Annotated in this window: 10 protein-coding genes; 4 read left to right on the forward strand and 6 right to left on the reverse strand. The window is 60.8% G+C overall.

Translation table 11 applies throughout. The annotated features are described in order from the left end of the window. Positions 1 to 53: 53 nt before the first annotated feature. The 3 genes from KQI84_17395 to KQI84_17405 all read left to right on the forward strand — a co-directional run bounded on the left by KQI84_17395 (position 54) and on the right by KQI84_17405 (position 5,750). Positions 54 to 2,660 carry a hypothetical protein gene (locus tag KQI84_17395; protein MCB2156654.1) on the forward strand — a complete coding sequence of 869 codons (2,607 nt, stop codon included), beginning with the start codon at positions 54 to 56 and terminating at the stop codon, positions 2,658 to 2,660. 8 nt (positions 2,661 to 2,668) lie between these two features. Then, positions 2,669 to 4,381 (forward strand): glycosyltransferase family 39 protein, encoded by a 1,713-nt coding sequence (locus tag KQI84_17400; GenBank protein ID MCB2156655.1) that lies wholly within the window; start codon positions 2,669 to 2,671, stop codon positions 4,379 to 4,381. Positions 4,382 to 4,484: 103 nt separating this feature from the next. After that, positions 4,485 to 5,750 carry a glucose-1-phosphate adenylyltransferase gene (locus KQI84_17405; protein ID MCB2156656.1) on the forward strand — a complete coding sequence of 422 codons (1,266 nt, stop codon included), beginning with the start codon at positions 4,485 to 4,487 and terminating at the stop codon, positions 5,748 to 5,750. A gap of 90 nt (positions 5,751 to 5,840) precedes the next feature. Here KQI84_17405 and KQI84_17410 read toward each other — a convergent pair whose 3' ends face one another. Both KQI84_17410 and KQI84_17415 read right to left on the reverse strand, forming a co-directional pair. Continuing rightward, positions 5,841 to 7,718, reverse strand: a complete 1,878-nt coding sequence (locus KQI84_17410) for an Hsp70 family protein (protein ID MCB2156657.1) — start codon at positions 7,716 to 7,718, stop codon at positions 5,841 to 5,843. Positions 7,719 to 7,815: 97 nt separating this feature from the next. Beyond that, positions 7,816 to 8,301 (reverse strand): DUF2760 domain-containing protein, encoded by a 486-nt coding sequence (locus KQI84_17415; GenBank protein ID MCB2156658.1) that lies wholly within the window; start codon positions 8,299 to 8,301, stop codon positions 7,816 to 7,818. Positions 8,302 to 8,537: 236 nt separating this feature from the next. On the opposite strand from KQI84_17415, the gene KQI84_17420 reads away from it, so the two are divergent. Beyond that, positions 8,538 to 8,807: a DUF2007 domain-containing protein gene (locus KQI84_17420; GenBank protein ID MCB2156659.1), complete on the forward strand. Its 270-nt coding sequence runs from the start codon at positions 8,538 to 8,540 to the stop codon at positions 8,805 to 8,807. Positions 8,808 to 8,824: 17 nt separating this feature from the next. On the opposite strand, the gene asnB is transcribed toward KQI84_17420, so the two are convergent. The 4 genes from asnB to KQI84_17440 all read right to left on the reverse strand — a co-directional run. Beyond that, the gene (gene asnB, locus KQI84_17425) at positions 8,825 to 10,747 is read right to left on the reverse strand and encodes an asparagine synthase (glutamine-hydrolyzing) (protein MCB2156660.1); all 1,923 of its coding nucleotides are present in this window, start codon (positions 10,745 to 10,747) and stop codon (positions 8,825 to 8,827) included. A gap of 153 nt (positions 10,748 to 10,900) precedes the next feature. Continuing rightward, on the reverse strand, positions 10,901 to 11,056 hold the full coding sequence (locus tag KQI84_17430) for a hypothetical protein (GenBank protein ID MCB2156661.1): 156 nt from the start codon (positions 11,054 to 11,056) through the stop codon (positions 10,901 to 10,903). Between the two features lie 6 nt (positions 11,057 to 11,062). Further along, positions 11,063 to 13,867: an Rne/Rng family ribonuclease gene (locus KQI84_17435; GenBank protein MCB2156662.1), complete on the reverse strand. Its 2,805-nt coding sequence runs from the start codon at positions 13,865 to 13,867 to the stop codon at positions 11,063 to 11,065. A gap of 359 nt (positions 13,868 to 14,226) precedes the next feature. After that, positions 14,227 to 16,443 (reverse strand): DUF4365 domain-containing protein (locus KQI84_17440; GenBank protein ID MCB2156663.1); only part of this gene is annotated, 2,217 nt, incomplete at its 5' end.

Here is a 16,443-nt window from a genome sequence, read left to right on the forward strand (position 1 = left end):
CCCTGGGGCAGCATTTTGAAGACTTGCTAACTTGGCCGGGGCTGCTTCCGACGATGTCTGAGTTTCACGACCAACTGATTGGGTTCCTTCGCCGCGGCGACGCGCAGAGCGCCCTCGTGACCGCTCAGAAGTGGATTCAGATCGGGGAGGCGCCGGTTCGCGAGACGGCGATTGAGATCGCCAAGGCTGTCGGCCAGGTCTATCGCGACCTGATTTCAGACCCGGTTCACGAGTTCATCGGCCTGGCGGAGCAGAAGCTCGGCCCAGAGGCGGGCGGCCTCGTCGGCAAAGCCGTCGGCCGCTTGATCAAGATGACGGAACAGTGGGAGCCCAGGCTGCGCTCCTGCTACGAGGAACGCATGGCGCGCGAGCTGCGCGACTTCGTCCGCAGCAAGAACTGGAACGAGGCCCTCGGCAATGTTGAAGCGCTTTGCCGTCCAGTCCGCGGCGGCGATGACGAACTCCGCCAGCGCGCTCTCTACGTCGGCAACGTTCTCGGCACCTGCCTGAACCATCCGAAGGAAGCCGATCACCTCCTGAAGCTTGTCGCGAAGGACCCCGAGGCCTATGGCGTCACGCATCGGCTTGTCTCTGAAATGCAGGAAGCAAAGGACGATCGCCATTCGCGGATGATGGCAACCCAGGTCGACAACATTGAGAACCAGTGGACGCAGACGCTGCGCTCGACCCAGGTCGACATCATGCAGTTGATGCCGCCGCGAAACGAGATGGGCGATCCCTCGGAAGAGAACCTTCGCGATGTTGGCGATATCTTCCGCTCGATCCTGCGCGTTCCGATCATGAAGCGCGAGACGGATCTGCTCGTCGATGCGACCTTGTTGCTCGTGGATTTCACGCCGAAGGAGCTTGCGTACGCCGCTGCGGCATCCGGTGTTGAAGGTCGAAGCTACACCGAGTTGGGCTTCCGGGCCAGAAAGACCATCGCGCTGGTCTTCTCATCGCTGGGCGAGAATCCATTTTTCACACAGCTCTACGGCCAGTGGGCCGAGGATCAGTTGGAGACGCGCTACGCCGGCCAGGTGATCGAGTTCATGGGCGCCATTCGTTGCGATGACTACGCTCCCTTCCTGGCGGACCTGTGGCAGCGCCGAAGCTACAAACATCTGCGCTCCGAACTCGCCACGGCGCTCGCGAATTTGGCTTCGCCGGAATCGGCGGACCTGATGCTGAACGAGCTCAAGACCCTGACGACAAAACGCGTCATCGACCCCGCCGCCATGCGCGAAGCCGAGCGTCTTCTCGCCGGGCTGGGCCGAATCGTTCGTTCGCCAAGAACCGATGACAAGGTTCGCCGGCACATCGTCTCGAAGACGCTTTCCATGATGCCGCGCGACAACATCAAGCTCTCCAACGAGGCGGTCATGCAGGTTCTCTCGGCGCGCCCCGACGTCCTGTCCGATGCACAGCGGCGATGGGCCATCGATCGTCTGGTGGATGCGTTGTGGGTGCCGGATCAGTCGACCGAGATGACTCGCGGCGAGGATCGGGCGGACAACTTCCTTGGTGCGCGCAATCCGATCATGAAGGCGCTCAAGAACATCGGCACGCAGGATCCCGATCACCTTTATGCAGGACTGGAGCGCCAGTCGGCGCGGTATAGCGGTGCGATGATGGCCGCGGCAGAGATCCTCGAGGAGATTCACGATCCCCGCTCGGTTCAGGTGCTTCAGAAGATGCTTCTGACCGCCTCGATGCACGACGAGGAACGCGAGTTGCCGACGCAAAAGGAGACCTATTGGGATCCCGCCGAGCAACGCCGCAAACCCCTCACCAAGCAAATGGTGACCAGCTCGCTGGTCGAGTCTCTCGGCCATATTGGTACACCCGACGCAAAGAAGGCTCTTCAAAACTTGCAACAGCAGGTGCAGATGGGTCGTGTGAAGAGCTTTGGCAAGCAGGCCGAAGAACTCCTCGTCAAGACTGTGGGTGCTCCGATGGGAACCGCATCCGAACACGCCGGTTCGGATGCCCCGGATGAGCAATCGGAATCCAGAAAGCCAGAGAAGGCCGATCCGGACGAGGTGAAGAAGCTGATCAAGGCGATCTCCGCTTCTCACTTCTTCAAGGGCTCGGCCAAGCGCGCGCAGGCGAAGATTATGGCGTTGGTTCGACTCGCGCAGATCAAATCTGTCGATGCGCTCGATGCGATTGCGAAGAACCTGGCCGACAAGGATCCGATGGTGGCGTCCGCGGCGATCTCTGCGCTGGCCGATTACGGCGGACCGGGCCAACCGGGTTACATGGTAGAACTTGTCATGGAGAAGGTGTTCGAAGCCCTCGAACACAAGGATCCTGCGATGCGCCAGTCAGCGACGAAGCTGCTCCGCGAACTCGGTCCGAATCGCCCGGAGATTCGCCGTCGCGTCGTTGAGTACGCCAAGACCATCGACGATCAGAAGATCAAGCTGCGGCTGAAGATGGCCATGGAGGATACGACTGGCAGTCCCGTGGATGAAAACGGGCGAGTCGTTCAGTTGCCGGATGAGGAGAAGGAAGAGGCCCAGGATTACCAGAAGAGTCTGCAGGCGGCTTCTGAACGCCGAGATCTCGATCTAAAACGCGAGTACTTCGAACGTCGCCGTGCCTGGATCGCCGGCGGCAAAGAAGGTCCCCCACCTCAGCCGCCTCCGGGCACGTAGGTGGATTCATGGCATCGCCCCACAAGCGATTGAGTTTCTTCTGGCCTGCGCTTCCTGCCGCGGCCCCGCATCGCGATTTGCGGATTTGGGCGATCGGCCTGATCGTCCTGCGGTTCGCATTCGGATGCTGGTTGGCCTTCTCGCAAACCGTTACGATCGATGAGCCGGATTTCACGGCCGGCGGCATTGCCGCCTGGCGCGAGGGACTCTTCGAATTCGAGACCCAGAATCCACCGCTCGGGAAACTCGTGCTGTCGCTTCCATGGGTGCTTGCTGGCGAGCAACTGCCCGATCGCGCCGCGTATGCAGAAGCGTGGCACACGCACGATCACTACGAACTCGGCCAGGCCATTCTCTTTCACCAATCGCCGGAACGGTTGCAGTTGCTGCTCGGCCTTGGGCGACTCGCCGTGCTCGTCGTGTCTTCGCTTCTTTTGTGGCTGATGTTCTGCTGGCTGGCACGATCGGTTTCTGCACGGGCGGCTCTTGCGGCCGTCGCCGCGGCATTTATTGAGCCAAACTTTCTCGGGCATTCCACGCTCGCAACATTAGACGTTCTGGGCGCCGTTACGATCTTCGGCGCGGTCCTCGCATTCGAGCACGCCCTGCGCCGAGGCCGGTGGGGGAGTTGGGCCCTGTTCGCAATCCTCTTGGCCGTCGCCATCGGTACCAAGTTCTCCGCCGTGCTGCTCGGGCCGATCCTCGCCGTGCGTTTTGCCATTCACTTCGCCGGACGCCCTTCGTCTGCGGCGAGGAACTTGTTGCGGTCGATCGTCGTCGTGCCTGCACTGGCATTCCTCTGCCTTTGGGCGATCTACGGATTCGAGGTGGGGACTTTCGCGGACTCGTGGGAGGGCGGGAATCGCAATCCCGAACGCACTTTCGAACAAGTGCTGCAGGCGCGCCACGTTCAGGAAAGCACGGCACACCTCCTGACCGAACGCCGAATTCCGATGCCCTCGGCGACCGTCGGCATGATGCGCATTCGCGAGGTCGCCGCGCTGGGCCGGCCAACGATGCTGTTCGGCCGGATCTATCCGGAGGGCACACGGCTCTTCTTCCCTGCGATCCTGGCAATCAAGACTCCACTCGCAATTCTGCTCGCCGCGATCGTAGGAAAGCTCTGGCTTCTTGCCGCCGCCAGCCGTTTCTCCCGGCGTCGACTCGAAGCCCACATCCGGCGCCTTTGGCCGTTCTTCTATGCCGCGATGTTCTTTCTGTTTATCTGGACATCGAAGAGCACCATCGCGTGGCGCTATCTTCTTCCCGTCGTCCCGTTCCTGCTCTGCCTGGCCGGAGTTGGTGTCGAATCGATTCTGCGAACCCGGTGGAGTCGCCCGGCCATGGTCGTTTTGATCGTTCTGGCAATCTTCCCGCTCGCGAATGTCGGCCGCGGCATCGGCTTTTTTAATGCCGCCACATTGCCTGCCGAGCCCTACAACCTTGCCGTCGATTCCAACCTGGATTGGGGACAGAGCCTGAGCGTGCTGGACTATCTGCAGGGCGCACAAGGAGCCGTCTTCGCTCCCGATCCGGAATACTACGGCATCGATCTGAAGCCCCTCGGCCAAGGCGATTCCACGGTTGTTCTTAGCGCCACCGAGTACTGGGGACTGGGGGAGGCGCCGGATGAACTGGTCGCGCCGTATCGAGACCGCGAGCCGGATCGGATCGTCGCTCACATGTTCCTCATTTGGGATTCGCCGGCTTCTCAGGAATGATCCTCGCAACGATTAAGAATGCCACCGGAGCGGGCTTGCGCCTTCGATCCGGATTGGTTACACCGGTAATGCATCCGAGCTTCCCGGGAAGGAGTCTCCCCCCATGCGCCGTACATTAACTGTGATTCTTGGCGGAGGTGCCGGTTCGCGCCTTTTCCCACTGACGAAGTACCGCGCCAAACCCGCCGTCCCGCTGGCCGGCAAGTACCGTCTGATCGACGTCGCGATTTCCAATAGCATCAACAGCAACCTGCGACAGATTTTCGTACTGACGCAGTATCTCTCCGGTTCGCTGAACCGCCATGTCGCACAGACCTATACCTTCGACATTTTCTCGCGGGGGTTCGTTGAAATCCTCGCCGCCGAGCAGCGCGAGGAGGGCGGTCGCTGGTACCAGGGAACGGCCGACGCCATTCGCCAGCAATGGCAGACGCTCCGCGACTTCACGGACATCGATCAGTTCCTCGTGCTGCCGGGCGATGCGCTGTACCACATGGACTATCGCCCGCTGATTAAGCAACACCGAGAGAGCGGCGCAGAGATTACGATCGCCGTCAACACGATCGAGCGCAAGAACGCCCATCACTTCGGGCTGATGGCACTTGCTCCCGATACCACCGTGACCGAGTTTCGCGAGAAGCCGAAGGGCGACGCGATGAACGGCATCGAGGCCCCCGCCCAGATGCTGAAGGAATTCGGATCCGACTCGCCTCCTGGCGATACATTCCTGGCTTCCATGGGCGTCTACGTCTTCAACCGTGACGTGCTGGAACGTTACCTGGTTCAGACCGATCACGTCGATTTCGGAAAGCAGATCATCCCCGACGCGATCGAGAACTATCGCACGCAGGGATTCATCTTCCCCGGCTACTGGGAAGATATTGGAACAATCCAGGCCTTTTTCGATGCGCACATGGACTTGTTGAAGGAGCCTCCCGCATTTTCCTTCTCGAATCCGCACCGGCCGATCTTCACGCGGCCACGCTTCCTGCCGAACATCAACATCACGCGTTGCGATATCGGACGCGCTCGCATCGCCGAAGGCAGCAACATCGAAGGCGCGACGATCAACAACTCGATCATCGGCCTGCGCACGCGCGTGCAGGAAGGGGCTCTGATCGAAGACTCGATCGTCATGGGAGGCGACTGGTACGAGCCCCGCGACCTGGATGGAAAGATGACGTTAGGCGTCGGTCCCGACTCCGTCATCAAGCGATGCATCGTCGACAAGAACGCCCGCATCGGCCGAGGCGTGAAGCTGATCAACGAGAAGGGGCTCCAGGAAGCCGAGGGCGACAACTACATCATCCGCGACGGCATCATTATCATCCCGAAGGGCGTGACCATTCCGGATGGTACGGTGATTTAGGCGAAGCCGTTCGCGGTTTCAGGAATGCAGAGAGCCCCGGACCAGGCAATGCCGTCCGGGGCTCTCGTTGTCTTCCTGGGGCGATCGCTTCTACTCGCTGGCGGCGTCGCTTTCGCGCACATTGAACTCGAGCTTCCAGCGATTCTCTGTTCCGCGTTCCACACACCACAGCTCCAGAACGCCGATCTCCGTCAGATGCGCGCGGAGGTCCACTTCGACGGCACGGCCCTCGTCTCCGTCCCCGCTATCCGCTGGCAGCTTCGTGACGATCGGGCTGTGTTCCTCCGTGTCCTCGGAATCCATATCCGTGATCATGCCGGGCTGATCCTGGCGCCGCATTGTGGAACTGAAGAAGCGGAACTCCACCTCTTCGCCGGTCCACATGCAAAGGTCCATCGGTTCGCCGGAGATGTCGCGTGTAGTGCCTTCCTCCATGCCATGCGGGACGAGGCACAGGAGCTTGATCGGCGGCTCCATGCCTGGAACAGCCGGCATCGGAGCTTCGAATCCGACGTAGTAGCTGCGCGCGCTGCCGCCGCGAATGCGGATACCTTTTCCACGGCGGGCGACACCGAGATACGCCGCTCCGCGAGAGACGGCCAGATCGAGATCGGTTCCGTGCAATGCACGCGGCGCCTCGCGCCCGGCCTCGCAGCTCCAGTTCGTGATGACTTCCATCACGCGATCCTGCAGCGGCTGCGCGCGGAACACGCCGCCGTTGAAGAGAATCGCCGTCGGCAGAATCGCGCCGCCACCATTGGCCAACTCGGGCAGGACTTCCGCCACCATCTCTGAATGCCGCGACAGGAACGCCGCCAGGTGCCGCGTGATCGCCGCGTCCTGGGCGTACGGCAGGCCGGCTTCCCGGAATCCGACACGTCGCTGACGCGCCGGCTGATCGCTGAGGCCGCAGTGTGGGAAGAACCCGTTGAGCAAGAACTCATCGAGACCTTCGCGCTTCAGCTCCGTGCGAATCGTCCCACCAATCACCGAACTGCCTCGGCCCAGCAAGGCAATCGCGTGCTCCGTGACATTGGGATCGGACAGCAACTTCTCTTTGCCGATTCGGCATTGCTGCGTCAGAGCCGCCATCTGGAACGCATCGAGCTTTGTCCCACGCTCCTGCTGCAGCTTCTGCGCGACGCCGTAGGCCAGCGCCAGGTCCATGTTGTCGCCGCCGAGCAGAATATGCTCGCCGACGGCCACGCGGCGCAATTGCAGCTCACGATCTTCCTCGGTCACGGCGATCAACGAGAAATCCGTCGTGCCGCCGCCTACGTCGACTACCAGAACCAGGTCGCCAACGCTGACTTGCTTGCGCCATTTCGGGCCAGCGCACTCGATCCACGAGTAAAGGGCCGCCTGCGGCTCTTCCAGCAGATGCAGATTTTGGAAGCCGGCGCGCTCCGCCGCGGCGACGGTCAGGTTGCGTGCGCCTGCGTCGAACGAAGCCGGGACGCAGAGCGTGATCTCCTGGTTCTCCAGCGCAACGTCTCCATCCCCCTTTGCGACCGCGTGATCCCACGCTTCCCGCAAATGGTTCAAGATCATCGTTGCCACTTCGGCGGGGGAGCGCTTGGCCTCTTCCTCCGGACTTTGCCACGGCAGGATGCGCCCCTCGCGATTCACACCGCCGTGACACAGCCACGACTTGCTCGAGTGAATCAACCGCGTCGGGATTTTCGCACCTTGCTCGCGGGCAAACTGTCCGATCGCGACTTTCGCTTCTGCTCGCCACGGCAAATGGAGACTGTCCGGCGGCAATTCCTGTCCGCCTGCCACATAGATCGCCGATGGCAACGTTGGTCGCGATTCGACCGCGCCCGGTGCTACGACCTGGGGAACGGCAAACTCACGCACCGGTACTTGCGCGTCTGCGTCCCCAATTTCGGCGGAATCAACAAACGACAACGTCGTGTTCGTGGTTCCAAGATCGATTCCTACGATATATTTCGAATGTTCCGACATGAATTCCTCCTGTCGTCAGGGCAACTGAGAACTCCCGATCGTGCTCGGTTCGATAAGCACAACCGCCTCTTCGCTGATTGCGAGAAAGGTGAGAAGCTCAGACCACTTCCACTTCCGCCGGGTGGACGATCGTGTGATCGGCATCTGCCGGCACGGTGGGGAGGTGCGTTTCTGCGGCGCGCCAGCCGCGATGGTTCAGCGTTCCCTTGTATGGCGGTTCGCCGCTGACATTCCCAATGACGGAGATCGCCGATGCGTCGAAATCGGCGGGGACTTCCACCGCGGCGCCTTCGTCATCCTGCAGAACACGTTCCAGTTTGAAGCGCTCGTCGAGCACCGTGCGACAGCCGCTGTGGATCTGGCGCACAGCCGCGCCCACGTCTGCATCGGAAAACGAGGAGATATCCTCCATCAGGAAGTCCACAAGGCGCCCCTCCTTCTGCAATAGCCCAAGAACCTGAATGGCCGGAGCCGTCGAGCCCTGGAAAGCCGTCGCCGGGGGAGCTTCCGCCGCAGCCACGCCCTGCTGGTCTCCGTGAATGAAAACGCGGAGAAAGGCTTTGATCGCCTGAATCAAATGCATGTCGATGTCCTTCTTGCCATAGAGTTGCCGGTTCGCCGCCCGCGCCCGGCGGGGTGATTCCTGGCCTATCGGCAGACCGGCCCGCAAGGGCGAATCCCCCCGCGCACACGGTCCAAATCTGCCATTTCAGCTAAAGCCTTTATCCCCGAGGGCCCCAACTTCCCTTGCCTCACAGGAACTCCTATGACATTCTGAAGTCGTGGAAGAAACCATCCTGTCACAGGAGGTACCGCCCCATGACCCAAAGTCATCCCGAAGGCTACACCCTGGTCTACACGTCCGAGCAGCCTGAATTCGCCGATTTGATTCGCAGCGTGCTTCAAGACGAAGGATTCTCCGTTTTTGAGGCCCACGCCGATGGCGGTGGGATCTTCCGTATCAGTTGGGGGACGGAGATCTTCGTCGAAGATGAGCACGCCGAGGAAGCCAGGACCTTCCTGGAAAGCTATCTGAATCGCCAGGCCGCGGAAACACCGGCCATTGAGGAAGACGGGGACTATACGTAAGCATTCGACTCTGCGCGCTATCCATCCACGCGCCGTTGAAACCAAAGCTCCAGCATCAGCAACGCCCACAGTCGCTTGCCGTGATCATCGCGCCCTGCCTGGTGCTCGCGGATAAGGCGTTGGACTTCGCGTGGCCGGAACAGCCCGCGATCACGAGCCGTCTGTGAAAGCAGCGTGTCGCGCAGCATCGGCTTCAAAGGTCCGCGCAGCCATTCCCCGACCGGGATGGCAAAGCCCTGCTTTGGCCGAGCCGTGATCTCCGGTGGCAAGAGCTTCGAAAACGCGCGTTTCAGCAGGTACTTATGCGTGCGGCCGTGAAGCTTCAGATCCGCCGGCAGCTTTGTGGCGAAGTCGACGTGCTCCGAATCCAGGAACGGCGAACGGCCCTCCAGCGAATGCGCCATCGTCATGCGATCCGCCTTCACCAGCAGCACAGACGCCAGATACAGCGGGAAGTCCGTCGCGAGCGTTGCATCCAACGCGTTCTTCGTGCGGCTCTTCTGAAAGATCCGGCGATGCAGGTGCGCTGTGCTCGGCGCACCCGAAAGGCGTCGGAATTCCGGCGTCGCCAGCGCGCGCTTCGTCCGTTCGCTGAAGTAGCTCGACCAGCGGAGCAGACTCGCCTCGGGGCCGACCTCCATCACCTGTGCCAATCGACGAATGCCCAGGGCCCAGTTGCGCTCCGGCGGAATGTCCGTCCGAATGGGAACGACGCGCGACAGGGCTCGCCATGTTGCAGCGGCAGGACGCGATGCACCCGATCGAGTCAGCCAGTTGATCGGCCACGTCATCTGATCAAGGAGATGGCGCTGATAACCCGCGTGCGTCTCGTCGCCTCCGTCCCCATTGAGGGCAACGGTCACATGTTGGCGCGTGATGCGGGAAAGATGATACGTCGGCAGCGCTGCCGGGTCCGCGAAGGGCTCATCGACCGCATCGACAATCTTCGGAAGGGTCTCCTCAACATCCCAGCGCACCGTCTCTTCGACGTGCTCGGTACCGAAATGCTTCGCCACACGCCGCGCATGCTGCGCTTCACTGAATCGCTTCTCTTCGAAGCCGATCGTGAACGTCCGTACCGGCGCATCCGATTCCGCAGCCATCAAGCCGACGATGATCGAACTATCGATGCCACCGCTCAGGAACGCACCGAGCGGAACGTCCGAAATCAATCGGCGCCGAACGGATTTCGTGACAACGTCACGTAGTTGCTCAGCGAGTTCGTCCTCGGTGCCCTTCCATTTGGGCTCGAAACTCGGGTGCCAGTATCTCGCCACCGCCGGCGTGCGCCCTCGGCTCGGCATCCACTTCATCATGTGCCCGGGCGGCAGCTTGCGAATCGCCTCAAAGGCCGACCGCGGCTCTGGCGTGGCCTGCAGGGACAGGTAATGCCACAGCGACTTGTGATCGATGTCTTGGGGCACCTCAGGGTGCAGCAGCAGCGACTTGATTTCACTGCCGAAGATCAGCCCGATTCCCGGTCGATAGCAGTAATGCAGCGGCTTCTTGCCCATCCGATCGCGCGCCAGGACGAGCACTCCGCGCACCGAATCCCAGATCGCAAACGCAAACATCCCGTTCAGGCGTTCGCTCAGGCTCTCCGGCCCCCACTCCTCGTAGCCGTGTGCCAGAACTTCCGTGTCGGTCGATGTGGCAAACTGGTGGCCGAGGGCCTCCAGTTCATCGCGCAATTCGACGAAGTTGTAGATCTCGCCATTGAAGACCACGGCGATCGTGCGATCTTCATTGTAGATAGGTTGATCGCCGCCGGACAGGTCGATGATCGAGAGCCGGCGCATTGCGAGTCCGACGTTGCCGGCCAGGTGAAATCCATCGGCATCCGGACCGCGATGCACGATCTCCCCATTCATCTTCGCCAGAACTTCGCGCTCCGCGGGGCGCTCAAGATCGGCGTAGACGAATCCGGTGATACCACACATGGGAAACTCGTCGGGTGAGAAGTGCGCCGCTCGGGGCGCGTGCTGGGCCTGACAAACAAGAGCGGCGACGAATCGCCGCCCTCGAGATCAAAAGAGACTTGCCTGGGCATGCACGAGGGACCGGCAGCGAACCCATCCCGTCGCGCTCTGCAGTCAGTTGCGCATGATCCAAGTGAAGACCAGGGCCAGGAACGCGATTGCCGAAACGACCGCGCCGGTCCAGAAGGCGACTTCCATTCCCAGTGAATCATGCATGCGCTTGGAATCGATATCCCGAGCGATTTCCTTGGCGTGTTGCGGTGTTGGCATGGGCTGTTACTCCTTCTTGGTCTTCGCGGCCTTCTTGGCCGCCTTCTTGGCACTTGATTTCTTGGTGGCTTTCTTCGCCGCGGCCTTCTTCACCGTCTTCTTGGCAGCGGACTTCTTCACGCTCTTCTTTGCGGCTGTTTTTGCAGCTTTCTTGGCCGCCTTCTTGGCGGATTTCTTCGCTGCCTTCTTCGCCGCAGACTTCTTTGTGGCCTTCTTGGCTGCTTTTGTTTCCTCGGCTACTTGCGCAGGAGCGGTGGACTTCTCCTCCGCAGCCGCTGCCGCCTTCTTGGCGGATTTCCTGGCACGGCGTCGAGCAGGTTTCTTCTCCGCCTCCGGCTTGGCCGGTTCGGGAGTCGGTTCCGGCGGGGCAGTTGCGGTTGTTGGGGCCTCTTCCTTCCGTCCCCGACGACGTCCGCGGCCACGGCGCTTCGGCTTCTGCTCTTCGGCCTTCGTCGGCTCTTCCGACTTCGCTTCGGCGGCCGGTTTCGGAGCTTCCTTCTCGGCCTCGTGACGCGACTTGCTGCCCCACGAACCGACGATTTCGATGCCTTTTCGCTTCGGCTGCTCTTCGGCCTCGGGGCTTGGCGCGGGCTTCGGAGCCGGCTTTTCCTGCGCGCGAGCCTCGCTTGGCTTCGACGAACCCCAGCTCGAAACGATCTGGATTCCGCTCTTGCGCGGGGTAGCTTCGGCGGGCGGCTTTGGTGTATCCGCGGCTTTCGGCTCGTCAGACTTCGACTCTTGAGCCTTCTGCTCCCCGCGTGGCGGCCGCGGCGGACGCTGGCGGCGTCCTTGGACGGCAGGAGTCGCCGACTCAGCCGGCGCCTCCTTGGCCTTTTCCTCCGACTGCTCCGATGTTTCTTCGCCTGATTGTTCGGCCTGCTGGCCTTCCTGCTCCTGGCGGCGGCGACCGCCGCGCTTGCCACGACGTGTCCGCTTCCGGCGGCTGCGCGATTCCTGCTGCTGATCCTGCTCGGAGGATTCAGCCTTCGGCTCTTCCGCTGTCGGCTCTTCGCGTGGTTCATCCTTCTTGCGCTGCTTCTGCTCCTCGCGGGCGCGGCGCTCCAGGTCCTTTGTTTGCTCGACCGACTTCTCGTATTCCTTCTTGTCGCGGCGGCGGATTTCTTCCTGCGAAGGCTTGTCCTGCTTGCGCTCCCGGCGCGGCAGAGACGGCTCCGGTTTTTCTTCGTACGGAATCGATGCCGTCACCGTTTCCTGCTCGTGAACGCGCATCTCAGGCAACGCCACCGCCGGGTGCGACGGACGCTCCACGCCGGTCAGTTGATAATCCTCGCGATGCAGGCGCGTGTCGGCGCGCAGGATGATCTCCACCCCGCGTCCGTTCATGACCTCGCTGAGGTACGGGGCGAACTCGCCCTGCAACCTCTCTGCCATCGACGTCTCACAGGACACGACGACGGCGCTGTACTTGTCCGCCTCGTTCATCATCAGCAGCAAATCGTTCTTCATCCGCCGCCAGACTTCATCCAGGCGCAACACATGGCCCTCGCCGCGGCAGTACGGGCAGGCGTCGAAGACCTGCTTCTGCAGCGACTGGTACTTGCGCTTGCGAGTCAGCATCATCAGGCCGAAATCGCCGATCCGGCCGACAGTGCTCTTGGCTCGGTCCGGCTTCATGGCCGTGGCGAACTCGTCACAGACCTTCGACTGGTTGTCGCGCGACATCATGTCAATGAAGTCGATCACGATGATGCCGCCGATGTCGCGCAGGCGAATCTGCTGGGCGATGGCCTCGCAGGCCTCCATGTTCGTCCGCAGCGCCGTTTTCTCCAGGTCCTTCGTGCCCGTGAAGCGGCCGGAGTTGACGTCGATCGCCGTCAGCGCCTCCGTTTCCTCGATAATCAGGTAGCCGCCGGACTTTAGCCAGACCTTGCGGTTCAGCGCCTTCTGCAGTTGGTGCTCGATCAGGAACCGCTCGAAAATCGGCTCCGGATCGTCGTAATGCTCGACCTTGTCGACCAGCTTGCGCAACTGCCGCGACAGCGTATCGCGCAGCTCTTCCGAATACTCCGCATCATCGACATGAATCTCGTCGATATCCGGGCGGAAGGCATCGCGGACCAGCCGCGGGATGATATCGTGATCGCTGTGAACGAGCCCGGGGTTGCTCAGCGAACGGAATCTCTGGACGATCGCATCCCATCCGTCGCGCAGCATATCGACGTCGTCGCTGATATCTTCCTCATCGGCACCCAGGCCGGCGGTTCGCATGATCAGCGAGAACTGCTCGGACTTCAGCGAGTGCAGCAGCTTCTTCAGCTTGAAGCGCTCCTGCCCCAGCGCAATCCGGCGCGAGACGCCGCCGCTCTGGCCCGGGAAGGGCAGCAGAACGACGTACCGGCCCGCAATCGCCAGGTTCGTCGAGACGCGCGGCGCCTTGTCGCTGATCCCGTCCTTCACGACCTGGACCGCGATCACGTCGCCCTTCTTCACGGGCGCTTCGGCGTTTGGGTTCTTGGGATCAGGTCTCGGGCGGCGGCCCTTCGAAACGATGCGGCCGGGGAAGACCTTCTTCGAGGCCTCCTGCAGCGCCTCGTCCAGGTCCTCCTCCAGCATCACCAGGGACTCCGGGCGGATGTCCATGAAGTGAAGGAAGACGTTACGTTCCAGGCCGATGTCAACGAACGCGGCCTGCAAACCGGGCACGACATCGCGGACAATTCCGCGATAGATATTCCCGACGATCGACTTGGTGGTGAGGCTTTCCCGGTGGAATTCGACGAGTTTGTTATCTTCGAGGAAGGCGACCCGGACATCGCAGTCCCCACGATTAATGATGACCTTTTTCTGCATAAACCTTTTGTATTGAGAATCCTTTGTCTCGAATGAGGGGACGCTGCCGATCCGACCTGCGGCCTAGTCTTTGCGGCGCAATGGCGCGGCGCGAAACCCCGTAATATCAATCTTCTACGCTTGTCTTGCCAGCCCGGCTTTCAATTCTGCGGCCGAGCGAGGAAACCTGGTCCAGTCTGCATCTCCGGCGCGGGGACGCAACCCCGGCGCGCAGAGCACTGCCATACTCCCTCGGTCATATTAACCCCCGCCCCCCGGTGGGAAGGCAAGGAGAATGGTGCAGACCCGGCTCCGGGGCGACGGTCCAATTGATGGATTCGGCGGGGAAGTCTCTCCGGCAAATCACGATCCATGCGTTCTCACTGTTCGCCAGAGAGCATACGTCTTTGCCAACGGCGGATGCTGGTCATGTCGAGTAACTCGCCTTTGAATTCGATCTTGTCGACCCTCTTCTTTCCCCCCTCACTTGCGTCTTGAAGGTAACTGCTGATATCCATCCATCGCACTTGGTCGAATTCGAATTTGTCTCTTGCGGGGAAACGGCCATCAGTCTCCGCAAACGTTCCAATGACAAGCATCACGGGCGATGGCTGTTTCAGCCAGTACTTGACCCAAGCCTGCTTCTTGATCCGGAAGTACTCCTTCCCATCCGCGTGCCTCTCCAGATGGGAGTTCCCGGATTTCAGTTGCAGGTACAGTCGTTTTCCCGTGCCTTTTCCATCATCATCGGTGAACTCGAGCTCCATATCGATGCCCTCGTCCTCCGTCCCGGGAATCTCAAAGCACTTTTGATCGGCACTCGTAATGCGGGCCCCGACCTCCAGAACGAGCAACTTGCCCTTTCTCCGAGTATCCAGACGCTCGGCATTCATCTTCTCCAAGTCTTCGACTTGTCTGCACAGATCATCGTCAGCGAACAGGCGCTCCAGGTCATCCCAAAGAGGGAACCGCTTATCGCATAGATCGCACTCGACAGTTGCCTGCTTCTTCTTCGAGCGCAGCTTCTTCATCAGGATTTCAGGATTGCCTTTGGGGGCGTGGCAATGGGGGCAAACGTAATGGCGCAGCCTTTTCACGCTTTCCGTGCGCCTCTTCAGGTGCGCGTGGATGTATTTTGCGAAGATCACCTGCTCCTGGATTGTAACGCCCTTCGCGAAGTAAATACTAATGTCTCCGTGGTCGACCGCATCGCGAGTCAGCTTGACACCCATGTGGTGTTTGCCCGCCAGAGTCTGGAAGTCCGCCGCGTCGCGCCATAACTGGCTCAACTCGAAGGATTCGCATTCTGAGAGCTTCACGACGAGCGTTGCGTAGATTTCATCCAGATAGCCCTTCACGCGATACGTGACGAACACCGATGGGTACTTCTGGATCGCGGGGCGATCGCGACCGCAGTGGCTTGGAAAGACCAGTTTGTCGCCCTGACGCAGACAAAGGCCCCGCTCCTCCAACTGTCTTTCCATCTCGCGCAGAACGACTCGTTCCTCGGCCTCCGGGAGACGTTTGATCTCTTCGATCTCACCATCGCGCTGCACAGTTTGAAACACGAGTTTCCCCTTGGAAATGCTCCGCAGGGGCAGGCAGCCCAACTCGGTCGGATCCTGCCGCAGAGTGCGGATAACTGCCTGGGCATAGACGCTCACCCACTCCGGTTTCAGGAGGATGTAAGTTCCGTAATCCAACTCCTTGACCACACCCGGACTGTCCAAAAGCCCGATGACAGTCCGTAATGTCTCATCATCGAATTGCCTTTCCGTCGGCAACCGTTTCTGGAGCAAGTTGCGCAGTTCCTTGAAGGTAAGAAGCGCCTCCCCTTCATCCCGCAGTGCCAGGATCTCATCTTTGATCATCTTGTAAATGACGGGCGATGTGCGCTTTGCCAACTTGTCCCAGGGAATGTCCGTCCGAATTGCCTCGCTCAGCTCCTTGCAGCCGCTCCCTTCCTTGGCACTTGTTTCGAAGTATTGAAAACCGCATTCCCTCGCGAATTTGCTCAATTTCGCTCTGCTTGCCTTGAAGCCCGCATCGATTCGCCCGGCCACCAGGAACTGAGGCGTATCGGGATCTTTGCATCGGCGCAGTGCCATCTGCCAGTCGCGCAACCCTGGAAGCACATCCTCTTTGTCCGCATCGAACAGCAGCAGTATCAGCGCCGCTCGATCCATGTGCAGTTGGTGAATCAATCGCTGATCCGATTGGCCTCCAAAATCCCACAGCCAGACCTCTCGTTCAACTTCTGCCTCGCTGGAATTTGTCGAGAGCCGCCACTGAGTCGACCAGGCGCCGACCGTTGACCCATCGCTTGGCCGCCACCTTCCAGTCGCCAGGTGATGGGCCAGGCCTGTCTTCCCCGCGCTCGTGTCTCCTACGAGCAGGACTTTGGCATTCGTGTACTCAACCTCACCTCTTTGCGATGGTCGGGCAGATGAATCGATGGACTCCATCTCCAGCCGGATATTCCAAATGCGCATGACACCATTCCCCGCAGCAGAATGGACGCGGCGTCCATCAGGGCTCCAGCAGACGCTCCCGACGCGTTCCGTGTGGCCTTCCATGACGCGGAGGCAGCGGCCCGA

It is taken from the genome of bacterium, from assembly GCA_020444065.1.
In the GTDB taxonomy this organism is placed as follows: Bacteria; Sumerlaeota; Sumerlaeia; order SLMS01; family JAHLLQ01; genus JAHLLQ01.

Excerpts from the sequence above, each read along its gene's own strand:
- KQI84_17435 (MCB2156662.1), bottom strand. The coding sequence starts at position 13,867 with ATGCAGAAAAAGGTCATCATTAATCGTGGGGACTGCGATGTCCGGGTC.
- KQI84_17415 (MCB2156658.1), bottom strand. The coding sequence starts at position 8,301 with ATGCATTTGATTCAGGCGATCAAAGCCTTTCTCCGCGTTTTCATTCAC.
- KQI84_17405 (MCB2156656.1), top strand. The coding sequence starts at position 4,485 with ATGCGCCGTACATTAACTGTGATTCTTGGCGGAGGTGCCGGTTCGCGC.
- KQI84_17420 (MCB2156659.1), top strand. The coding sequence starts at position 8,538 with ATGACCCAAAGTCATCCCGAAGGCTACACCCTGGTCTACACGTCCGAG.
- KQI84_17410 (MCB2156657.1), bottom strand. The coding sequence starts at position 7,718 with ATGTCGGAACATTCGAAATATATCGTAGGAATCGATCTTGGAACCACG.
- KQI84_17430 (MCB2156661.1), bottom strand. The coding sequence starts at position 11,056 with ATGCCAACACCGCAACACGCCAAGGAAATCGCTCGGGATATCGATTCC.
- asnB (MCB2156660.1), bottom strand. The coding sequence starts at position 10,747 with ATGTGTGGTATCACCGGATTCGTCTACGCCGATCTTGAGCGCCCCGCG.
- KQI84_17395 (MCB2156654.1), top strand. The coding sequence starts at position 54 with ATGTCTGAGTTTCACGACCAACTGATTGGGTTCCTTCGCCGCGGCGAC.
- KQI84_17400 (MCB2156655.1), top strand. The coding sequence starts at position 2,669 with ATGGCATCGCCCCACAAGCGATTGAGTTTCTTCTGGCCTGCGCTTCCT.